Raw genomic sequence first — 23705 nt, forward strand, 5'->3', positions numbered from 1 at the left:
TCCATTGTGGTACTAGAAAGATATCATGGGAAGCGGAGTGATTTGCGGAATTTGTAAAAATGGAAGAAAAAGAAAAACCAAGACTTTCCCGCCTAACGGCTATAATTACCCAATTACAGTCCAAAAGAATTGTAACGGCTACCTATTTAGCAGCGAAACATAATGTGAGTGTTCGAACCATATACCGGGATATCCGTACGCTGGAGAAATCCGGGATTCCTATCATAACCGAAGAAGGCAAGGGCTTTTCCATTATGGAAGGCTATCACCTCCCCCCGGTACTCTTTAGCGAGGAGGAAGCCAATGCCTTAATCACCATGGAGCAGTTGGCACGAACCAATAAAGACCAATCCCTCACCGAAAATGTGTACAGTGCCTTGGAAAAAATAAAGGCCATTTTACGCTATTCCCAAAAAGGAAATGCCGATTTATTGGCACAACGAATTTACTTTGGTACAGGACAGAAAGTGGAGAAATACAGCAACAACCTCATGCAGATACAAGCTGCCCTCATCAATTTTCAAGTCTTGGAAATAGACTATTGCTCTTCGGAAAAAAAACGAACCAAACGGACTATAGAACCCTTTGCCATCTATAGTATCAATGGTAATTTTTTGCTTATTGCCTTTTGCCGACTTCGGAATGATTTTAGGGTTTTTAGAATCGATTTTATTGAGAAACTTGTTCCCTTCAACGAAACTTTTATCCCACATAATATGACCATGCAGCAATTTTTTGAGGAATATATACAAAAGTAAAAACTACCCCTGACACACCTGTGTCACAACCCTATTTTAGTTTTGCTTCAGTATTAATTAAAACAAATTAAAAATGGAGATTACTAAAGTAGTTATTCTGTCGCTATCAGGTTTAATGTTGATTTTTGTGGGTGCGATGCGCTTAAGCAACCCCATTAAAACCTATTTAAAGAATTCTGGAATTACTTTGGATAAAGATGTAGACCTCTTAAATGAAATGAGAGGCGTAAGTGCAGTAATGCTTTTTGGTGGCATCTTGGCGGTGCTGGGAATCTTTATCCATAGTTTTACCTTCACTTCATTTGTAGTGGCCACTCTTATTTTCTTAGGTTTTGCCATAGGTAGATTCACCGGTATCGCAGTTGACGGTCAACCTAACAAGCAAATTGTCCAGGGTATATGGTTCGAGCTTGTTCTTGGGGGTATAAATCTATTTTGTTTGTTGAACTTTTTTATTTAAACTGGGTTTACCTGATTCATCAATGCCACATTGCTTTGCGAATTCAGTCTTTAGTTAAACCAGCCCATGATGAAAAAGCTTCTCCTTGCACTTTTATTGGCTTCTGTTATAATTGCTTGTAAACCTGATAACCCAGTACATGTGCAGATGCAACTATCCAACGGTTATTGGTTCAATGGCAGCGATTTTGAGGAAAAAACTGTATGGATCAAAGATGGCACCCTAAGTTTTAATGAGAAGACCGTACTAAGTGATACCATTATTGACCTAGAGGGTAAATATGTAATTCCACCTTTTGCCGAGGCGCATAACCACAATTTAGAGAGTGACTATGAATTGGAAGAACGAATTAACTCCTACTTGGACAATGGAGTGTTTTATGTGAAGCATTTGTCCTCCATAAAAAAGCGGATGGATTCCTTAATACATTTTTATAACAAACCCACCGGAATAGATGTGAGCTTGGCCCACGCCCCCTTAACCGGAACCGGAGGGCATCCGATTGCGCTAAGAAAACGATACTTGGAATATGGCTATTTTGATGGGCTTTTTAATACCCTGGAAGAAATTGAAACACACGGCTATTTTATCATTGACACTGAAGCGGATTTGGAAAGTAAGTGGCAACGGATTCTCTCATTTCAGCCAGATTTTATAAAAATCAACCTCCTGTATTCCGAAGAATTTCAAAAACGTAAAAACGACACCGCCTATTTTGGCAAAAAAGGTCTTGATCCCAAATTGGTGCCAGCAATTGTGGCCAAAGCGCATAACAGCAACCTGCGGGTCAGTGCGCATGTGGCCACATCCCATGATTTCCATGTGGCCGTTTCATCCGGGGTGGACGAGATTGCGCACCTCCCAGAAATCCATAATGGTCAACCTATTGACCCAAAGGATGCAAACTTGGCCGCTAAACAGGGAACAGTGGTAGTAACTACGGCTTCCTTGGTTACGAAAAACAAGGAAAGGGATAACTACCAAGCCTTGGTGGATAATATTAGGTCTAATCTGGAAACACTAAAACAGGCCGGAGTAATTGTAGCTGTTGGTTCAGATATGTACAACGACAATTCCGTGGAAGAGTTCCAGTTATTGCATAGTTTGGAAGTGTATAGTAACTTGGAATTGCTCAAGATGTGGTGCGAGAATTCGGCCACCACTACCCTTCCCCATAGAAAGGTGAGTTTTTTAAAAGACGGTTATGAAGCCAGTTTTTTGGTATTGGATAAAAATCCACTCGTGAATATCAAGGATGTTAATCAGTCAATCGTATTAAAAGTTAAGCAGGGTTCCATTCTGAATTAACGGTCAATTTCAGGTTAGTCCGACTTCTCAAGTGCTCGATTAAAACATAAACATGTGTTAATCTTTTTTCATATCGTATACGATATATTATTTTTAAGCTATGCTTCAGAAAATTATATTGCGCGATCAAATTGGTAGTTGGCTTCAAGAACAACTGCTAAGTGGTTCTCTACAAAACGGTGAAAAACTTTCCTTGGTAGATATTTCCAAAGACTTGGAAGTCAGTGTCACCCCAATCAGGGAAGCATTGTCCCAATTATCGCGCGCTGGTATTGTTGAGACCATACCCAATCGTGGTTTTTTTGTTCCTGCTCTCAGCGCCAAAGAAGCCCAAGATATTTATCCAGCTATCTACGCCTTGGAAAAATTAGCTCTTGAACAATCTAAACTGGATTCGGAACTTCTCATTAGACTTAAGCAAATTCAAACCAAATTTGAGAATGCGATCAGCAATGAGGAAGCTGCTCGATTTGACCTTGAATTTCATGAAATACTCATTTCAAATTATGAGAACAGGGTCACAGCAAATATTCTCCGTGACTTAAAGATTCGGGTGTTCTTTTATGAATTGGAATATATGAACTCCAAAAACCATAAAAAATCCAGTGAAACCCATTTAAAGATCATACAAGCTTTGGAAGTTGGAAATAAGTCCAAGGCCTACAGACTTCTTCAACAGAATTGGGAAACCAGTGCTGAATTTATTGAGAAACATTACGCTAAGAACTCTTCAATCCTATAAAATGAAACGACTCGGATTTCTACTCTTCGGATTCGCCTTTTTTGCATCCATAGATGCTAATTCGCAACCTCAGGCCCCAAATGAAACCTTAGACCCCAGTTTTATTTTTCATCCGGACAATCTTATGCGGAACTCAGAAGATCTTTCTGCTATTTATGGTGTAATGGCCCAATATTATGAAGGTGTTGAACTGGGGAAGGCGGAATTACTTAATACGGTTTTCCATAAGGAATGGCAGATGAGGGATACAGGGACACCCAATGAGGCTACTTTACATATAGCGGATAAAAACAATTTTGTTAATATGGTCAAAGACCATGGCCCCTACCATGGTTATGCCAGCGAAAGAGTATTTGCTCATGTGGGGATGGCCAATGACAACTTGGCCTTTGTACGAATCAATAAGGCCCCTAGCAGAAGTTCTACTTGTTTTTATTTGTACAAACTGGATGAAGGATGGATCATCATGGACAAATTGTGGGTACCAGTAAGGGAAGCGGCCAACCTTTCTCCTACTTCGGAGTCCTATCATGCTGTGGAAATGCTTCTTCATGCTTATTTTAAAGCGCTTTCCATTGCGGACACCCAAGTTCTTTCAGAGATTCTACATCCAGAATGGGATTCCATAACGATTGACACTGAAGGGAAATTGACCATTGTTTCCAAAGAAGGGCTACTTCAAAATCCCAAAACCGAGCATATAGATTTCACCCAATTGTTGTCCATAGATTTGTACCACGACAAACTGGCTATTGTCCGAATCGACATTCCTTCACAAAACAGTACTTCTTTTATTACCATTTTTAAACTCGATGGTATTTGGAAAATCACCAATGAACGTAGGGCAACAAATTAATCCATCCGCCCTCTTTATTTTAAGTTCCTGACACCTATCGTATCTTTGCATTGTGGAAGACAATAAAAAACTAATCCTATTCGATGGGGTCTGCAACCTCTGTAACGGAGCCGTCCAATTTATTATCAAAAGGGATAAAAAAGATGTTTTCCGCTATGCAGCCCTGCAAAGCGAAATTGGGGAAAAACTTATTGCTGAACGCGGCATTAATACGTCCAAAGTGGATTCCATCATTTTAATAGAACCTGGTATTGCCTATTTTGTAAAATCGGATGCGGCGCTGCGTATCGTACAGGAATTTGGCGGGCTTTGGAAAGGTTTGGTAATCTTTAGCTGGGTTCCTAGAATTATTCGTGATGCTATCTATAACCTAGTAGCCAAAAACCGATACCGTTGGTTTGGTCGCAAGGACGCCTGCATGATTCCAACCCCAGAACTACAGGCCAAGTTTTTGGGATAACCCCATACGCTATTTTTCCAAGTGTTCTTTTCGTAGATGGTTAAAAGATTCTGTAACTCATCTAATAAAGTTTGTTGCTAACTACGTCCGAAGTTTTACATACCAAGCTATTTAAGTATTTTAGTTCTAAACCAATCTAAATCAACCAGAACTTAAAAATGAAAAATCTCTTTTATCCATCACTTGTCCTTATTTTCTTCTTACTTGGATGTGCCAACGGAACAAAAAATCCAAAAAAAGAAACTGCCGCCTCCCCTGTGGTAGCTCCATTTTCAACGGAGGATTCCCTATCCATAAATGACTGGTGGAATAGGAAGCCCAATGAAATTATTGACCTTAAAGTGAAAAGAGAGGATGTTGTGGCATTTGGAATTTACACCATGCACAACAAAATCCTTAAACTTACCGCGCAGTTGTTTCCCCTTTATCCGGATGAAACCAGAGAGGTTCGGCTGGAAATCCAAAAAGATGGCGAGTGGCAAGAAATTCAAATACAAAATATCAACGATATTGGCTGGTCCGCCTTATTCCGTTTGGATAATTGGGATGATAGCAAAGACACACCTTATAGAATTTTACATGGAGAAAAAGCTTCTTTTCAAGGTCTGATCAGAAAAGACCCTAAGGACAAAAATGAAATTGTTTTGGCTGCCCTTTCCTGTAACAGTAATCAAGACAGAGGAGACAGAAACAACTATGTGCGGAATATAAATCACCAAAATCCAGATCTCGTATTTTTTGCAGGTGACCAATCCTATGATCACATCCAACACACCGCGGCCTGGTTAAAATTTGGAATTCAGTTTAGGGATGTATTCAGGAATCGCCCCTGTATTACCATACCGGATGATCATGATATTGGTCAGGGAAACATTTGGGGGGAATATGGCAAAAAAGCATCTTCGGATGCCGGCAATGATGGGGGATACTTTTATCATCCTGAATACGTAAAAATGGTTGAGAGATGCCAAACGGGACATTTGCCCGACCCCTATGACCCTACTCCAATAAAACAAGGCATTGGTGTTTACTACACCAATCTAATTTTGGGAGGAGTGGACTTTGCTATCATTGAGGATAGAAAGTTTAAATCCGGTCCAAAAGGTAAAATTCCCCAAATGGGACCAAGACCTGACCATGTGAATAACCCTAATTATGACCCCCAGAGCATAAATTTGGAGGGATTAGAGTTGTTGGGAGGTCGACAACTACAATTCTTGACCAATTGGGGGATGGAAAGTGAGGGTACAATGAAAGTGGTATTATCCCAGACCGGATTTTGCGGTGGAGCACATATCCATGGAAATCCTGATAACCGTCTTCATGCTGATTTGGATTCGAATGGATGGCCGCAAGATGGTAGAAATAGAGCGCTAAGGGCCATTAAAGATGCCAATGCGGTTCATATAGCAGGAGATCAACATCTGGCAACGGTCATACATCATGGTATTGACGAATTTGAGGATGGTCCCTGGGCTTTTGTAGTCCCTGCTATTGTAAACAATTATTACAGCAGATGGTGGTGGCCAAAGGATGAAAAGGCAGGGGAAAACTCAAATGGCGTGTTGCCGTGGAATGGAAGATACCTGGATGGATTTCACAATAAGATTACCATGTTTGCCTATGTCAACCCAGAAAGTCCTTCCAATGGTGCAGGGTACGGTCTCATCAGATTCAACAAGGATGAAAACAATGTCGTGTTTGAATGCTGGCCACGGGAAGTTGATGTAACTATGGATGGAGCTACACAATTTACCGGATTTCCAATTGAAGTTACGCTTGGGGAGTAGTCCTTGGCTTGAATGTAACATCAATTAATAAGACCTTCTAGCCTATTCCATATTTAAAACACCGTACAATACTGATTTAGGATTGGAATGGGTGTTGTCTCAGTCTACCAAATTTTAGAATGCAACTCGCCTGTACTATCCGAGAAACTTTCAGATTCGATGCCCAAGGTATTTAACATGCTTACAAAGAGATTGGACATGGGTTCCTCACCAAATTTCTCGTACGACCCATGCTTTAAGCCCATATTGGCTCCTCCGGCCAAGACCAAGGGGTAGTTTACGGCATTGTGGGTTGTGCTGCACGCACTTCCATAAAGAATCATGGTATTATCCAATAGGGAACCATGCTCGTCATGGGTGTTTTTCATTCGATCAAGGAAGTAGGCAAACTGTTTGGATAACCACTGATCATAGCGGCCCCACTCTTCCCAATGTCCGGTAGCAAGGTCATGACTTATAGTGTGGTGCCCTTTGCTTAGGCCCAAAGCCAATTTTGGGAAGTTTTCTCCCAAACCAAGCCCATCTTCACGGGCCATCATATAGGTCATAACACGGGTCAAATCCACTTCCATGCCCAAGACCATAAGATCAAAGGTGGTTTTGATATAAGCCTCTGGATCTACTTTCACATCAGCGTTGAAATTGATATGACCAGTATCGAAATCCTTCATGGGTATATCCAACCACTGTTCGTTGCGCTTCACCTGCTCCTCAACCGTGCTCAAGGAATGCATGTATTCGTCCATTTTGGTCTGGTCATGCTTACCAAGCCGTCTATGCAATCGCTTACTATCCTCTAAAATCAAGTCAACGATTTTCTTGTCTTGTTGAATACTCTTTCTTCGGGCCTGGGTAGTTGCGCCGCCGCCAGGGGCAAAATAGCGCTCAAAGATTTCGCGGTGACGGTGCTCTGAAGGGATAGGTTTTCCAGACAGATCAAAAGATAACGTAGAAACCCTTGATTTGTATCCAATTCCACCATCTGTGGAAAGGGCCAAATAAGGATACCGTGTATGCTTACTAAATTTCTGGGCCACCAATTGATCCACGGAAATACTGTTCATGTATTCGCTTCCGCGTACATCACCCCCTGTCAGCCAGGTATCTCCAGCTAAATGACCGAGCAACGCCCTACTTCGTGGATGGCTCAATCCGCCAAGTATTGACATGTTTTCTCGGTGACCTGCCAAGGGCATCAGCGACTGTGTAACCTTATAATCTACTCCTTCTCCCATTGGGAACCAGCTCCATTTCTTATGATAGGAACTCTCTACCGGAGGTAGTCCCACGCCATTGGGAAAATACACAAAGCACAACCTCTTCATGGCTTCACTGCTGGTGTTGGTAGTTTTCATCATACTTCCCATCCCCATGGCTTCCATGTAGGGAATCATGCAACTAACACCCAATCCTTTGAGAAATGTTCTTCGATCTAAATGCCAAGATTTTCGAGCCATAATCTAGTCTTTAAAAATCACCAATAAACGATTTACTTGTTATAATATGTTCAAATACCGATTGAAACCGATATCCGTCTTCACGCACGGCACTTACAATCGATTCAATTTCAGGTTCGTCCACAAAGGTCACATCACGTCCTACCGCATAGGAGAACAGGTGTTTTACCAAGGAACGTGTAAAGTCGTCTATTTTCTCATTTAAAATATACGCTTTTATTTCGTCAATTCCATCAACTACCTTACCATCAGGTAGTTCTGTTTTTACATCTATGGGATTTCCGTTGTTGGAAATTGTTTGAAAAAGTCCTACCGCATTGTAGTTTTCGAATACAATTCCAAAAGGATCAATCTTCTGATGGCAATCCATGCAGGACACCTTGTTTCGATGCAGGAACAACTGTTCCTTTAAAGTCATTTTTTCAAAACCAGGGGTCTCGGGGTCTAGTTCCGGTACATTTGGTGGTGGGTCTGGCGGCCTGTCCCCTAATATTCGAGAGCGAAGCCAAACTGCCCTTTTAATAGGATGCGCTTGCGTTCCATCCGAATGTCCACTTAAAAAAGAACCTTGGGAAAGCAACCCCCCCCTTTTGGAATTGGGAGGTAAACTGACAGGTCTAAAATGGTTTCCCTTTACTCCTTCTATCCCATAAAACTCAGCCAAATTCTGGTTCAGCATGGCAAAGTCTGATTCTATTAGGTTACCAATGTACATGTTGCAATTGAGCACATGATGTACAAAATGATAAGTCTCCTCAGACATATCCCGTTTTACAAATCGGCTAAAAGCTTCATATTCGTTCACGTTGGTGCTCATGGTTTCATGGCGATCCAGTCGCAGCCATTCTTTGGAAAAATTTCGCACCATTTCCCAGATTTTGTCGTCCTGCAACATTCGCCGCACCTGCTTTTTCAACTCCTTCTTTTTATGGAGCCTGCCCCTGTCTGCCAGTGCCAACAATTCTTGGTCTGGTGGGGAATCCCATAGGAAATAGGACAAGCGGGAAGCCAAGAAGAATTCACGCTCATCATCAGAAGTGCCTTTTTCAGGTTCCGCCAAATAGATGAAGTTGGGGGAACAGAGTATGGCAACCAACACCTCCTTAACTCCATCTTCATAACGATCATAGTCTTCCTTGATAGCTCTCCAAAATTCCATATACGTTTCCACTTCTCCTTTTACCAAGGGTTTTCTGAATGCCTTCTCCATAAAGCTGGAAAGTACTTGCGAGGTGTACTTTTCCTTATCAGCTTTATCCAGGGAATCAAAAAATATGTCCGAATGACTTTTTGGAGGCCAAACCGGATGGTAGGGGGCTTCAAACTCAATTTCGTGAACTAAAAGCGGTGGCCCCGAATCACGATTGTCCTTCACCAGGTAATCATTCCAAACCCCCATCCCCATGATATTGGCCAAAATTTCGGTTTCCAAAGTATCAATCACCGGAATAGGAAGATCTTCCAATCTGCCCTTAAAAATATATTGTCTTGGTTGGTCTGCGTTAATAACGTTTCTGAAATCATCAAAATTCTTGTAGTCAATGCCATCATCGGTACGTGTTCCCGCAAACACCCGCATTATTGGGGCAGCTAAATCGTACTTCCGTTTGCTCTCTTCTTCTTCACTATCCAATTGGAGGGACACAGGATGATCATCCGGATAAGGGGTGATAATTAGTTTTCCAAAACCTACAAAAAATCGTCCCCCTATCTCCAAGTTGTGTTTTCCTTCTTCCAGATATGCCAAGGTCAATGGGGTTACCATGTCCATTTGACCATCTTCAGGTTTTACCAAGTGCAGTCGTTCCTGCAAACGAAACTGGTCCAATCTAAGCCCTATGGAAGGCATTCCATCTTGAGCGGCATAAGGATGGGTAAAGTCGATTTGGTAATAGCCCGTTTTTGGGGCGACAAAGGTGGTTCTGGCAAAACTATAATTGGTCAAATCCTCTGAGACCAAATATTTTCCCTTTTTGATTAGGTTTCTCTTATCCTTAAATGCCCTATCACCCAAGGTTATAGTGCTCTCCATAGGTTCTGCTGGAACAGCTGTGCGGAGACTGATCAATCCCTCTTTTTTAACATGTTCCTGATACCCTTTGGAGGCTTTCACCCGAAATTCAAAATCCCCATCCATGGGAAAATAGTCCTTGACCAAAAGCTTCAAATTGGGTGAAGGGCCCTGCCATGATTTTGGGCTTACTTCTTTATGCGGTAATGCAGAATAAAGGATCACACCATCTTCCACTACCTCGTAGCGGTCTGCATGGGAACCACGCATCCCTACCCCAACATTCTTTTTGACTTCTGTAATGTACGCTTCCTCAACACTGTCTTTAGGCTGAATGGGCAAACCGTTTCCATCCAAAATATCAACAATGAAATCGTCCGAATTGATGGGTGCACTTTGGTATCCTCCAATCATTGCTGCGGGCAACTCTTCTCCTATGCCTTTTCCAAACTTAATCCGATAATAGGTAGCGGATGGCTTTTCCGTTGTAACAATGGCCTTGTCAAGGGCCTCTCGTGCAATTTTTTTGTAGTATTCTATATGTAGGGGTGAAGTTTGCAGTTCATGCCCGTTATTACTGAATCCCATCTCGGATTTTTCATCATCTGGCAACACATCCCCAAAATCCACCGAAACTTTCAATAACTCATTGAGTGAATTGGTATATTGTTTTTTGGTCAATCTGCGGATTACAGCTGCCTGACTTGATTTTTTGATCTTAATGGCATTCTGCACCGAAGCGGTAATCCAATCCACCAACATACGGCGTTCTTCATCCGTAAGTTGCTCCTCATCCTCTGGGGGCATTTCTCCACTATTGATCATGTCCAGCATACCCCGCCATGTTGCTGCATCCGGTCCTTTGATTAAATCTGGATTGATGCTGTCCAACCGCAAACCAGCTTTTTGTTCTTCTGGACCATGGCATTGTACGCAATACTTTTCGATTACCGGGTGGAGATCCCGTCCGAAATCGTAGGTACTAAGTGTTTTGTCCACCTTAGAATTATTCATGGCCACCAAGCCCTTTAGGGCATAGGGATCATCACCAAAAAATGTACGTACTTCTTGCGGAAGACTTTTGGTCAAATAATCAGAGCCGTGTGTCAGGGAACCTCCATAATGGCCTGCAACACTAAGCAGTATTACATTTATAAACAGGGTCCATTGGTATATGGAATACTTGCCTATTTTATTGGGCAAATTCCTCTTGTGAAGTACATACAGCCAAATACTTAACACTGCAGTTGCCACCCCAAACCATTTGTGAAGTGTGAAAACATCACTACCATAGCTTCCTGTTCCAGCTAACAAAGTTCCGGCCAACACAGCAGGTATTGCAGTGATAACAATGAACTTTAGCACCACTCCACGAATGTGGCCCATATGGGATTTGGGAACAATTATTTCAAGGATAAAAAGACACAGTAGGGCCCCTATGGGTATATGCACAATCAATGGGTGGAATTTTCCAAAAAAGTCCAACAGCCAATGGGCATCTCCTTTGAAGGGTAACAATGGTATTGCAATAAGAATTACAGATAATAATACAGCCTTAAAGACCAAATTATTGTCTTTCATGTAATAGCTAGCTTAGAGGTTTGTCCAAAAATTTTTAATCCATTAGCATCCGAATGATGCAACATGAAGACAAATCTAATCCATCAAAGTACTAGGATTCTCCTAAAAATTTGCTTTTTTCGATACTTTAATTGCACTATTTTGCCAAATAGCCATAGTTTTAACAAAAAAATACGGTTTAAGAGGTCGCTTGATAGAAGCTGTTTTGAAGTGCATTGATGCCTTCCCCAGATTATTTTAAGTTATTCAAAATAAAATCCAAAGTGGGATTGGTATTCAGTTTTTGCTGAAAGGATATGCTTTTGTGCGAAATGGGTTGGGCCAACCCCAAAGTCCTCAGATACCTGATCATCTCCTCATCCTCCAAGGCTACCTTTCCGGAAAGCAAAATATCCAGACTCTCTTCCTTTTGATATCGTTTGTATATTTTCCGAAGCCCACTTAAATACAATCGATCTTTAGTGAAACCTCCTCCCCTATGTGCCCGCAAGGTAATTCCAAAAGCTTCGTCCCTGTTAAGTTTGTATTGCCCATGAATCAAATCGAAAGTATCTGCAAATGAATAACCCTTAATCAAACTATCCGCCGCCAAAACCCGATATGACAATTCCTTCAGTCGTTTTAGGGTCAACGCCCCGCCCATATATTCACTAAACACCGCCAAGCCCTCTTGTGTTTCCACATTCTTGGGAAGACCATTGGAGAAAATCTTTAAGTGCTGCAACAGTCCATTAAAGGTTGTGACCAAATGCACTCCAATCTCATGGTTAGATAATGTAAGCAGTTGATTTTTACTGAATTTGATGTTCTTCCGAATCAAAAGGGATTGGGAGCTATTACTGACCATGGCCTCAGCGGCTATATGGGTAGAAAATTTAATGTTTAGCGGAAAACTATATTGGTGCGAAAACTCTTCAAAATACGCCCTTGCCTCCCCAGCAGTATATACTTTCTCCATATCCGAAGAGGTGGGTTCATCTTCATAGTGCAGTATATACCTTGCATTCTGAACATCTCTTTCGGTGGGAGTTCCGTAGACCCGCAAGGAATTGTAATAGAACTTTTTGTTTTTCCCGATGGTCTCAATGCATTGGATCATGTTGGAATAGTGATAGATCACCTCCTGATACAATTGTCTGATCCGCTCATCCTTGATTCGCTCCAACCGCTGCGAAAAGAACAATCGGTGCAACTTATAGGGGTCAAACTTTAATTTGGGATACTTAAAATTGGGATTGGATGTGAACTTGGAAGCAAAAAAACGTTGTTTTTCCTTTTCAATGTTCAAAGGATTGATATAGCTCAAAAGCTCTATCCTGCGTACCAAACGATCAAGGTTTGCATCAATTTCGAAAAGATTGCTGTACTCTTTTTCCAGTTGTTTTATTTCCTGCGCCCCAATCATAAAGAGTCTTTTTCAAATTCTTCAACCAGTTCCGGTATTAAAACCTTAAGCTGATTTTCTACCGATCGTACCACCTCCGGAAAAATAATCCCGGTGAGTTCGTCACCATAAATTTTGGAGATTTCGGTCGCCAAAACTAAGGTATTTTCGAAGTTTTGGGTGATATATTTTAAAAAATGCCCATTTCCATAAAATGTATCATTGATTTTGGCAGTGGTTTGGATGCCATTGGGCAACTGCATGGATTCCAACTTGGCCCTCCAACTTTCCACAAGGGAGCCATACCTTTCCATATCAATATTAGAAGTCCCCAAATTCCAAACGGGCACTTCCCTATCCCAACGTTTCCAGTTGTAGCTATGCATATCAAAAACTATAACGTCCCGGAACTCTTTCTCCAATTTGCCTATTAACGCATGGACAACTCGATAGAAATTGTGGTGCTTTGCAAAGCTTTTCTCCTTTTCCTCTTTGGGTAGTTCCTCTTTCCATAGCTGTTTGCCCCAGGCCGTATCAAAAATTGCGGTTTCCGGAGGGCGATTTAGGTCGTATTCAAAGCGGCTATCACAGCCAGCAATAACGATAGGAAAAGTCCGTACCATTTCTCTGGTACAAGGATCCTCCTCATACCATCGTTCATATTCGGTATGCAAGCAATTATCCCAAAGCGACTGTCTAAATTGATGCCCATCGTGTACGGCACCACAAACAAAGGGGGCGTATTTGTCAATTTTTATAGTAAAGGAATAATCTTGGGCTACAGCTTCAAAACATGCACCTCCTTCAATTAAAAGTATAATATCATCAACGGTCCGCCTATGCATTTTCAACCTCGCTTCGTAATCTTGACCTTCTGTCAAAAGCTTGGAGCTTATCCAAAACCTTACTTTCCACAAAATCAATGACCTTGCACTGTATCTTGGTTTTGTACACCTTGTTCATATAGGTTATACCGCCTGGAGACATCACATTGACTTCCACCAATTTACCGCCAATCACATCAATGCCCACAAAATAAAGTCCATCATTGACCAGTTTTGGACCAATCTGTTTGCACAAGGCTTTTTCTTGTTTGGTCAAGGTATGCTTGGACACTGAACCTCCGGCAGAAACATTGGAGCGGTGGTCATCCGATCCCGGAATGCGACGCATGGCACCAATAGGTTCCCCATTCAAAATCAAAACTCTAACATCCCCTTGATCTGCTCCTTCAATATATTCTTGTAGAATTACATAGTTGGAAGTGCCATCGGAGTTGGTCACATAAAAATCCAAAAGAGACTTGATGTTGGACATTGCCGATTTTTCAATCAAAATGACTCCCGACCCGCCAAAGCCATTCAGTGGTTTCAAAATCATTTTGTCTGCCGATGACTCTTTGATCTGTTGAACTAGATACCGCTTGTTTTTGGAGACATGGGTAGCTGGAATAATATTACTATGGCTATCGCCAAAGGCTGCGGTATATAATTTGTTATTGGCCTCGCGAAGTCCTTGGAGCGAATTCATAATAAATACATCGTCCTTAACCGAATCCAGAAAGTTTAGCATTAAGGGATCCAAAGGCGGATTTGCGCGCATAAAAATCACATCAAACCCGGCCAAGGGAAGCATTTCTTCTCGAATAGAAGCCTGTTTGTAAAACGTCTTCAGATTACTGGACACTTTATCCATTCGATTAATTACTGTACAAAAAGCACTGGTAACGCTATTTCGGATAGTTAGGTTGGCAGGCGTACAGAGTGCGACCCCATGTTTCCGTTTTACACATTCGTGGATGAGGGCCAAACTAGTGTCGTTTTCCGGGTCAATCTCATCCCAAGGATACATTAAAAAACAGATATTCATAGCACCTTATTTTGACAGTTATCTTACTTCATCCAAGTGGTCATCCCATTCTTTTACATTGGGCTTGCCCAGTTTTCCAACAGATTTGGCCACCACCATAGATACAGTAGCATCGCCAGTAACATTGACCACGGTACGGCACATATCCAAAGGTCTATCCACCGCAAAAATCAAGGCCAAACCGATAGCCAGTTTGTCAGCAGGGAACCCAATCGATTCCAAAACGATGACCAACATGACCATTCCGGCACCTGGCACCGCAGCGGAACCAATGGAAGCCAACAAGGCGGTAAGCACAATGGTCAATTGATCTCCAAAAGTTAAATCAAACCCTAAAGCTTGTGAGATAAAAACAGCCGCTACGCCCTGATATAAACTGGTTCCATCCATATTGATAGTAGCACCAACCGGGAGCACAAAACTGGATACTTCCTTGTCCACTCCAATATGCTCCTCTACTCTTTCCATGGTAACCGGTAAAGTCGCAGCGCTGGAACTCGTAGAAAAGGCCAATAGTTGCGCTGGGCTTATTTCTTTTAAGAACCAAAATGGATTCTTTTTGGTGAAGGTGGACACCACAATAGAGTAGAAAACGATCATAAGAAGTAACCCCCCAACAACAACACCGGCATACTTAAGAAGCGCCAGCAATAAGTCTGGATCACTTGAGGAAACCACCACTCCAGCTAGAAGCGCAAAAACAGCATACGGAGCTGTAAGCATGATCAAATCCACCATTTTTAGTACGACATCGTTCAGGGAATCAAAAAAGTCTTTTAGTGGTTTGGCCCTTTGTTCCCCTATTAGTAGCATGGAAATACCCAAAAAGATGGTAAAAAAGATGACCTGAAGCATCAATCCATTTTCACTCATTGCCTTTAAGGCATTGTCCGGCACCATATCCACCAAAAACTGCAACGGGCCACTGTCCTTTTGTCTGGTTGCTTCTTCAATTTTGGAAGTCACTCCTGCATCACTCGCATAGGTTTCTGTGAGTTTGGCGACTGTTTCATCTGCTATGCCATTTCCCGGTTGCAGCACATTGACCAGCAATAATCCTATCGTAATGGCCACAACCGTTGTCATAATGTAAATTCCTATGGTTCGCAAGCCAATATTTCTAAATTTTGAGATGTCTTTCAGGTCTGAAATTCCTTTGACCAAGGATGCAATAATGAGGGGTATTGCAATGAGTTTAAGCAATTTTACAAAAATGGTTCCCAGCGGTTGGATCCAATCGGTTACAAAGTCTTTACCCCAATCCAACCCGGTCATGACAAATCCAAATACTATTCCCAAAAGCATTCCAATAAGGATCTGCCAATGCAGTTCTAGTTTACGCATACGTATGTTTTAGGAAAGTAAGATACTATTTTGGCGGGAATTGCCCTAACCCCAAAATTAGATTTTATTGGAACGGGCCAAAAGCGTATAATCAGCCAAAACCAACGCAGCCATGGCTTCAACTATGGGCACTGCACGTGGGACAACACAAGGGTCGTGCCTCCCTTTGCCTTGCGTAGTGACTTTTTCTCCTTCTTTGTTGATGGTTTCATAGGCTTGAAGTACCGTTGCAACAGGCTTGAATGCAACATTGAAGTAGATATCCATACCATTGCTGATCCCACCTTGGACACCACCGCTGCGATTGGTTGCCGTGGTACCATCAGAATTGAAAGCATCGTTATGTTGACTTCCTTTCATTTTTACGCCTTCAAAACCACTACCGTATTCAAAACCCTTTACCGCATTAATGGACAGCATAGCCGCTCCCAAAGTGGCATGCAATTTATCAAATACCGGTTCTCCCAAACCAATAGGTACATTTTGGATGACACAGCTCACTATTCCACCTATGGTATCGCCCTCTTTTTTGATGGATTTGATGTATTCCTCCATCTTTTTGGCCATTTCAGTGTCTGGACAGCGCACTGGATTGGAGTCGATTTTGGATAAATTCAATGTTTTATAATCCTTTTCCAAGGTCATTTCACCCACTTGGGAAACATAGGCGTTTATTTTGATTCCATTTAATAGCTGCTTGGCAATGGCACCGGCCACCACCCTACTTGCAGTTTCCCTGGCGGAGCTCCTACCACCTCCCCTATAATCCCGAAAACCATATTTTTTGTCATACACATAATCGGCATGGGATGGCCTATAGGAATCCTTGATATGGGAATAGTCCTTCGATTTTTGGTTGGTGTTATGGATGGCAAAACCTATGGGAGTTCCTGTTGTCTTTCCTTCAAAAATTCCAGAATAAAACTCAACGGTATCCGGCTCTTTGCGTTGGGTGACAATGGCCGATTGGCCAGGCTTTCTGCGATCAAGCTCACTTTGGATTTGTTCCAAATCCAAGGTAATCCCCGCAGGACAGCCATCAATTACCCCACCAAGCGCCTTGCCGTGCGATTCACCGAAAGTTGTAAGTCTAAAAAGTTGCCCGAAGCTATTACCTGCCATCTATCCTAAAAATCTAAAAGCTTCAAAGGTAGCTGTTATTCCGCTTAATCAAAAACAGCTTAGCCAGTTAACCTATATGTAACAGATAGGGATGCTTATTCATGTTTTCTTAACGAAATACTCATAAATTCTTGATTTAGAATTGATTTTCAGTTTATTCCCACAAACTTAATTTGCACTTAAACCTCCACCGCATTGAAAAAAAGGAAGATTGAACTCGCAGTGATATCGGATGTGCACCTTGGCACTTATGGTTGCCATGCCGATGAACTTATCACCTACCTCAACAGTATCCAACCCAAAAAGCTAGTCTTAAATGGGGACATCATAGATATCTGGCAGTTTAGCAAGCGCTATTTTCCAGCCTCGCATTTAAAAGTTCTAAAAAAGCTTATTGGCATGGCGTCCAAGGGAGTGGAAGTTTTCTATATCACTGGAAATCATGATGAAATGCTCCGTAAGTTCAGTGATACTTCAATGGGGAATTTTAAAATCACGAACAAGCTGGTATTGAATCTGGATGGCAAAAAGGCCTGGATTTTCCACGGTGATGTTTTCGATATGTCTATCCAAAACGCTAAATGGCTTGCCAAATTGGGCGGCTACGGATACGATTTGCTGATATTGATCAATAGTTTTGTCAATTGGTGCCTGGCCAAAATGGGCCGTGAGAAGTATTCCCTGTCCAAACGCATCAAAAATGGAGTAAAAAGTGCTGTAAAATACATCAACAATTTTGAGCGGACTGCTGCGGACTTGGCTATAGAGAACCATTACGACTATGTAATTTGCGGACACATCCACCAACCCAAAAAGGAACGCTACGAAAACAAATATGGTAGCTGTGTCTATCTCAACTCAGGGGATTGGGTGGAAAATCTGACCGCGCTTGAATACTCCTTCAAAAGGTGGCGGATTTACCATTATAGCCATGACCGTCTTTCTCCTTTCTTTGTAGATGAAGATTTGAAGGACATGGACATGAATGAGCTCATTGCTTCCATCACAGATCAGAGTGTTGATGCTGAGATTTCAGAACTGGACGATAATCCTGAAATCACGGAAGTTCCTGAAAAAGCCAAGGATTTAGACGATCAGGGCCTTGCGCAGGAGTGAAACTGGATGTTCTGCATCCCTATCTGTCCCATCCTTTATTTGATGTCTGCAACTGGTACCGTTGGCGGCAATCAGAGTATCTTTTTCACTTTTTCGGATTGAGGGGAACAACTTTAACTCCCCCACTTGCATGCTGGTTTTGTAATGCTCTTTCTCGTACCCAAAGGAACCCGCCATACCACAACAACCGGATGGGATTATGGTAACCTCGTAGTTTTTGGGGAGATTCAGGATATCAAATGTCACTTTTTGGTTGGAAAGTGCTTTTTGGTGACAGTGACTATGAATTTTGACCTTCTTTTTTTCCAGGGTAAAACTATCGGCTGTAACAACCCCGTTTTCAATTTCCGAAGCCAGGAACTCCTCAATTAAAAAGGAATTGGATGCCAGTTTTTCTAGAAGCTCTTTACGAGGGCTCAGGCGCTTGTACTCATCCCTGAACGATAAAATGGCAGAGGGCTCCAAACCTACCATGGGGATATTTTCCTCAACCATTGGTTCCAATTCCTCCAGGTTCTTGGTAGCCAATTTTTTTGCTTGCTTTAGGAAACCCTTGGACAAATAGGTCCTCCCACTTTCCGCATAATGCAGCTGTACGTCGTAACCCAGTTTGCACAATAACTCAATAGCGTCCTGCCCCACCTCAACATCCAAGTATCTGGTAAACTCATCCAAGTACAGCACCACCTTTTTCCCATTCTTGTCCTGAACTTCCTTAAATTTATTGAGATGGCCATTAAAATTGACTTTATGCACGGGTGGAAAGCTTCGTTCCTTGGCCACTCCAGTGACCGATTTTAACAATCCTCCCAATATTTTGGATTTATAGACTGCGTTAGTGAGACCAGGAAAGGTGCTACCCAAAGCGGTTAATTTGGTATTGTATGCAAAGAGTTTGCTGCGGAAGGAATACCCATTATTTTCCTGATATTGATATAAGAACTCCGCCTTTAAAGCTGCTACATCCACATTACTGGGACATTCGCTTGCACAAGCCTTGCAACTCAAGCACAGGTCAAACACCTCCTTCAGCTCCTGATGGTCAAAACGATTGGGTTTGTTGGAATGGGTCAAAAATTCCCGAAGGGTATTGGCCCGCCCCCTGGTGGTGTCCTTTTCATTTTTGGTAGCGTGGTAGCTTGGGCACATGCCACCCTTCATCTCGTGACTCTTCCTACAATCCCCGCTTCCGTTGCATTTTTCGGCTGCTTTCAATATCCCTTCGCTATCCGAAAAATCCATTAAGGTATCCACTTCCGGTTCTTCACGATTCACTTCATACCGAAGGGATTCATCCATAGGGAATGCATCCACAATCTTTCCGGGATTGAAAATGTTATTCGGGTCAAAGGTGGACTTCAAGCGTTTCAGCAGTTCATAGTTCGCATCGCCGATCATCATAGGAATAAATTCGGCCCTCACGATTCCATCCCCATGTTCTCCGCTAAAGCTTCCCTTATACTTTTTGGTCAGGTGGGCCACATCCGTAGTAATGGACCGAAACAACTTGACATCCTCAGATTTCTTTAGGTTCAATATGGGTCTAAGGTGCAGTTCCCCGGCTCCAGCATGGGCGTAATACACAGCCTCCTGCCCATAACCCTTCATGATATCCGTAAACTCCCCAATAAAATCTTTTAGGTCGTCCAGTGCCACAGCGGTATCCTCAATACAGGCAACAGCCTTTCTGTCCCCTACCATGTTTCCCAATAGGCCTAGTCCCGCTTTTCTAAGTTCAATGGCCTTGGCAATATCATCTCCTTTTAGCACAGGACTGGCATAGCTCAATCCCGATTCCGCTATGGTTTGTAGCAGCGCATCCAATTGCTGTTGCAATTCTTTTTCAGAATTTGCTTTGATTTCCAACATCAAAATTCCGGCCGGATCACCATCCACAAAAAAGCGATTGGCCAATTGCGCGCGATTGTTTTTGGTACAATCCAAAATTACCTTGTCCATCATCTCACAAAGATGCAGGCTATGCTGCATCACCGGGGCAACATCGGCCAAGCAATCTTCCAAGGTATGGTAATGTGTGGCTACCATGGCCGCAAAAGGCGGTGGTAGGTCATCCAATTGCAAGGTCACTTCCGTAGTGAACGCCAAGGTCCCCTCACTTCCGGAGAGTAGTTTGCTCAGATTAAAATCTTCTGAACCCGATCCAAAAAGGTTGTTGTTCAAAAGCTCATCCACTGCGTATCCTGTATTTCTTCTATGGATACTTGGATGAGGAAACTCGTTTCTGATGCGCTCCTGATTTTCAACATTACCGAGTTCAGTATCCAAGAATGCGTAGATTTCACCTTCTTTGGATTGTTCTTGTTTCTTTTGGAGGAATTCGTCCTTACCCAAGGATGAAACAGAAACCTCACTGCCATCTGCCAACAAACATTGCATGGCAACTACTTTGTCTCTGGTAACTCCGTATTGAATGGAAGTGGTACCTGACGAATTGTTCCCTACCATGCCCCCGATCATACAGCGGTTGGATGTTGAAGTATTGGGGCCAAAAAAAAGTCCAAATGGTTTTAAGTAGAGATTCAGTTCGTCCCTAACCACCCCAGGTTGTACCCTGACTTGCTTTTTATCCTGATCAAGATGAACGATTTGGGTAAAGTGCTTGGAAACATCCAAAACGATTCCGTCCCCAACACATTGACCTGCAAGAGAGGTGCCAGCAGTCCTGGGAATCAAACCCACCTTGTGATCGTTGGCAAAAGCAATTAAAACCTGGATGTCTTTGGTGGTTTTTGGATAGGCTACCGCCAAGGGTAATTTCCGGTAAACCGATGCGTCGGTGGCATAAAGTGCCCTGCTTAAACCATCAATTTGAAGTTCCCCTTCCAGTTGTTTGGCCAGGGTTGTGAATAAAGATTTTTCCAATCTGGAACAATTTTTGGTCTTCTACTCAGTTTTAATGTCAAAAAGAAGTACAAAACTATCTTTAATTTTTAACTAAACGAGAAACTTATGAGGATTACCACATTATTTATCGGACTTTTTGCGTTTGCAACGACCATGGTCAGTGCACAAGACATTTCTGAGCATGCCCTAGGATTGCGTTTGGGTGACAGCGATGGATTTGGAGCCGAAATTTCGTATCAAAAATCGATAGCTAGATATAATCGTGTAGAATTTAACTTGGGTTGGAGGGACAGCCGAGCCTTTGATGCCTTTAAATTATCCGGAGTTTACCAATGGGTACACCAATTGGATGGAAATTTTAACTGGTACTACGGAGTTGGTGGCGGATTGGGCAGTGTTGATTTCGATGCCGTCCCAGGTGGAGATGACAATGATGGGCTTTTTGTATTTGCAGCCGGAGATATAGGCGTGGAATACAATTTTGACATCCCACTGCTGCTTTCCTTGGATTTTAGACCTGAAATTGGCCTTATTGGCTACGATGGTTTTGAAAATGATTTTGATTTTGACATAGCGCTTGGTATACGCTACCAGTTCTAGTCAAACTTTCTTGGATATACAGGCCTTTAGCTTCTCTTAAAAGTTAAGGGCCTTTTTTATGCGATAAGTATTGAATACCTTAGCGGCTAAATTTAACAGAATGAAAAAATTATTGACCATCGGTTTGGGCCTTGCATTCCTAGTTTCGTGCAATTCCAATCCGGAAGGATTTACCTTAAATGCAACTGTTACCGGTGAATTAGACAATGGTACCCGCGTTTTCCTAAAAACTGCGGACACCCTTAACAAATTGGTGGATGTGGATACGGCAACCGTAGAAAATGGATCCTTCACCTTCTCGGGAATACAGAACGAGCCCCAATTGCACTACATTACCTTGGAAACTGCGATGGGCAATATACCCCTGATTTTGGAAAACGGAAAGATTCAGGTAAAATTCCAAAAGGACAGTATGAATTTCGCCAAAGTAAAGGGAACCCCCCAAAACGAATTGTTTATGTCGTTTTTGGATGAATCAAGAGAGCTATCCAACAGAGCCAGGTCTATGCAGAACGATATGCGAAATGCCGCTCAACAACGTGACACGGCAACCGTGTCCGCCCTGCGTGAGGAGTATATTGAGTTTCAAGACGATGTTAAGAACTTTAATATCCAATTTGCCAAGGATAACCCAAGTGCTTTGATTTCCGTTTTAATCATCAACAACCTTATGATGGGTAAGGTGATACCACATGATGAGGTCAAAACGCTTTTTGATGGGTTGACTCCCGAAATGAAAGCATCAAATCCGGGCAAAAAACTTCAAGAACAATTGGACAATGCCAAAAGCACGGAAATTGGTGGGGTTGCGCCAGAGTTTTCGGCACCCACACCTGAAGGAAACTTATTGGCTCTAAGCGATATCAAAGGAAAATTGACTTTGGTGGATTTTTGGGCCGCATGGTGCAGGCCTTGTAGAGCGGAAAATCCAAACATCGTGAACGTTTACAATAAATATCACGATAAAGGATTAAACATTATTGGAGTTTCTTTGGACACAAGAGCCGAAGATTGGACCAAAGCCATAGAAGCGGACGGATTGGCTTGGAACCATATCTCCAACCTAAAGCGCTTTCAGGACCCTGTGGCAAGATTGTACAACATCAATGCCATTCCGGCGGCATTTCTGATTGATGAAAACGGGGTAATTGTTGCCAAAGACCTTAGAGGTCCAGCATTGGAACAAAAAGTGGCAGAGTTATTGAACTAGGTTGGGCACATAAATAAGAAAGTACAAAGGCCGAAGCTAGTGCTTCGGTTTTTTTTATGCCTTGACCCCATCTATATTTTTCCCATTTTCTCCAATACGAAAAGAATGGCGATAGGAACGGCCAATAAAATCACGGTAAAGGTTTCGGTAACCACTAGGTCAGGTTTAAAAAGCAGTACAGTGGCATAGCCTCCAATAGCACCCCCAAAGTGTGCGGAATGACCAATGTTTCCCATTCGACTTTTCATTCCATAAATAGAGTACAACATATATCCAATACCCAAGGCATAGGCCGGAAATTCAAAAGGAATAAAAACAAATTGCAAGGGCATGTCAGGATTCAGAAGAATAGCGGCATATAAAATGCCCGTGACCGCTCCGCTGGCACCTACCGCACTATAGTAAGGTTCATTCTTATGAAAAAAAAGCGCCAAAAGACTTCCTCCCAACAAACTTATAAAGTAGATGATCAGGAATTTTCCGGGACCAAACCAGTTGATGACCACATTGGCAAAAAAATAGAGGGTGAACATGTTGAAAAACAAATGTGACATGTCCACATGAAGGAATCCAGAAGTGATTGTTCTGTCCTTCTGTCCGGCTTTTATTCCACCTATGCTGAACTTATATCGATCAAAAAAAGCATCATCATTAAATCCCTTCAGGGACACTAAAACATTGGCTACCATAATAGCTATGGTCACAGCATGTAAATTGTGCATGAACAAAAAGGTTTGGACTCAAATATAGCTATATTTGCGCACAAGAATTA

At 42.3% G+C, this 23705-nt stretch carries 19 protein-coding genes; 10 read left to right on the forward strand and 9 right to left on the reverse strand.

The window, feature by feature from the left end:
- The first annotated feature begins 59 nt into the window (after positions 1-59).
- From FGG15_RS03515 to FGG15_RS03545, 7 genes are all read left to right on the forward strand, one after another.
- A complete protein-coding gene (locus FGG15_RS03515) occupies positions 60-758 on the forward strand; it encodes a helix-turn-helix transcriptional regulator (RefSeq protein WP_138833262.1) in 699 nt (232 codons plus the stop codon).
- A gap of 73 nt (positions 759-831) precedes the next feature.
- Positions 832-1218 (forward strand): DUF4345 domain-containing protein, encoded by a 387-nt coding sequence (locus FGG15_RS03520; RefSeq protein ID WP_138833264.1) that lies wholly within the window; start codon positions 832-834, stop codon positions 1216-1218.
- 69 nt (positions 1219-1287) lie between these two features.
- The gene (locus FGG15_RS03525; RefSeq protein WP_237561736.1) at positions 1288-2526 is read left to right on the forward strand and encodes an amidohydrolase family protein; all 1239 of its coding nucleotides are present in this window, start codon (positions 1288-1290) and stop codon (positions 2524-2526) included.
- 100 nt (positions 2527-2626) lie between these two features.
- Positions 2627-3268, forward strand: coding sequence for a GntR family transcriptional regulator (locus FGG15_RS03530; RefSeq protein ID WP_138833269.1), 642 nt, complete (start codon positions 2627-2629; stop codon positions 3266-3268).
- Between the two features lies 1 nt (position 3269).
- Positions 3270-4124, forward strand: a complete 855-nt coding sequence (locus FGG15_RS03535; protein ID WP_138833271.1) for a nuclear transport factor 2 family protein — start codon at positions 3270-3272, stop codon at positions 4122-4124.
- Between the two features lie 52 nt (positions 4125-4176).
- Positions 4177-4584, forward strand: a complete 408-nt coding sequence (locus tag FGG15_RS03540; protein WP_138833273.1) for a thiol-disulfide oxidoreductase DCC family protein — start codon at positions 4177-4179, stop codon at positions 4582-4584.
- Between the two features lie 158 nt (positions 4585-4742).
- A complete protein-coding gene (locus FGG15_RS03545; protein ID WP_138833276.1) occupies positions 4743-6374 on the forward strand; it encodes an alkaline phosphatase D family protein in 1632 nt (543 codons plus the stop codon).
- A gap of 104 nt (positions 6375-6478) precedes the next feature.
- Here the strand turns inward: FGG15_RS03545 and FGG15_RS03550 are convergent, their stop codons facing one another.
- From FGG15_RS03550 to aroC, 7 genes are all read right to left on the reverse strand, one after another.
- Entirely contained in the window at positions 6479-7831 is a 1353-nt protein-coding gene (locus tag FGG15_RS03550) for a DUF1552 domain-containing protein (RefSeq protein ID WP_138833277.1), read from the reverse strand.
- Positions 7832-7841: 10 nt separating this feature from the next.
- Positions 7842-11423: a DUF1592 domain-containing protein gene (locus FGG15_RS03555; protein WP_138833280.1), complete on the reverse strand. Its 3582-nt coding sequence runs from the start codon at positions 11421-11423 to the stop codon at positions 7842-7844.
- A 232-nt stretch (positions 11424-11655) separates the two neighbouring features.
- Positions 11656-12828: a flavohemoglobin expression-modulating QEGLA motif protein gene (locus tag FGG15_RS03560; protein WP_138833282.1), complete on the reverse strand. Its 1173-nt coding sequence runs from the start codon at positions 12826-12828 to the stop codon at positions 11656-11658.
- Entirely contained in the window at positions 12825-13652 is an 828-nt protein-coding gene (locus tag FGG15_RS03565; protein ID WP_138833284.1) for an N-formylglutamate amidohydrolase, read from the reverse strand. Before FGG15_RS03565 ends, FGG15_RS03560 begins: the two co-directional genes overlap by 4 nt.
- Entirely contained in the window at positions 13645-14676 is a 1032-nt protein-coding gene (gene gshB / locus FGG15_RS03570) for a glutathione synthase (protein ID WP_138833286.1), read from the reverse strand. Before gshB ends, FGG15_RS03565 begins: the two co-directional genes overlap by 8 nt.
- An 18-nt stretch (positions 14677-14694) precedes the next feature.
- On the reverse strand, positions 14695-16020 hold the full coding sequence (locus tag FGG15_RS03575) for a dicarboxylate/amino acid:cation symporter (protein WP_138833288.1): 1326 nt from the start codon (positions 16018-16020) through the stop codon (positions 14695-14697).
- Between the two features lie 57 nt (positions 16021-16077).
- On the reverse strand, positions 16078-17142 hold the full coding sequence (gene aroC / locus FGG15_RS03580; RefSeq protein ID WP_138833290.1) for a chorismate synthase: 1065 nt from the start codon (positions 17140-17142) through the stop codon (positions 16078-16080).
- Positions 17143-17337: 195 nt separating this feature from the next.
- Between aroC and FGG15_RS03585 the strand changes: the two genes are divergently transcribed.
- Positions 17338-18258, forward strand: a complete 921-nt coding sequence (locus tag FGG15_RS03585; RefSeq protein ID WP_138833292.1) for a UDP-2,3-diacylglucosamine diphosphatase — start codon at positions 17338-17340, stop codon at positions 18256-18258.
- Here FGG15_RS03585 and FGG15_RS03590 read toward each other — a convergent pair.
- A complete protein-coding gene (locus FGG15_RS03590; RefSeq protein ID WP_138833294.1) occupies positions 18229-21141 on the reverse strand; it encodes an FAD-binding and (Fe-S)-binding domain-containing protein in 2913 nt (970 codons plus the stop codon). The two genes, FGG15_RS03585 and FGG15_RS03590, sit on opposite strands and share 30 nt — an antisense overlap.
- Positions 21142-21228: 87 nt before the next feature.
- On the opposite strand from FGG15_RS03590, the gene FGG15_RS03595 reads away from it, so the two are divergent.
- Positions 21229-21723, forward strand: coding sequence for a hypothetical protein (locus tag FGG15_RS03595; protein WP_138833296.1), 495 nt, complete (start codon positions 21229-21231; stop codon positions 21721-21723).
- A gap of 100 nt (positions 21724-21823) precedes the next feature.
- Positions 21824-22933, forward strand: coding sequence for a TlpA disulfide reductase family protein (locus tag FGG15_RS03600; RefSeq protein WP_138833298.1), 1110 nt, complete (start codon positions 21824-21826; stop codon positions 22931-22933).
- Between the two features lie 71 nt (positions 22934-23004).
- Here the strand turns inward: FGG15_RS03600 and FGG15_RS03605 are convergent, their stop codons facing one another.
- Positions 23005-23655, reverse strand: a complete 651-nt coding sequence (locus FGG15_RS03605; RefSeq protein ID WP_138833300.1) for a rhomboid family intramembrane serine protease — start codon at positions 23653-23655, stop codon at positions 23005-23007.
- Between the last annotated feature and the right edge of the window lie 50 nt (positions 23656-23705).

This window comes from Flagellimonas algicola (assembly GCF_005937185.1).
GTDB lineage: Bacteria > Bacteroidota > Bacteroidia > Flavobacteriales > Flavobacteriaceae > Flagellimonas > Flagellimonas algicola.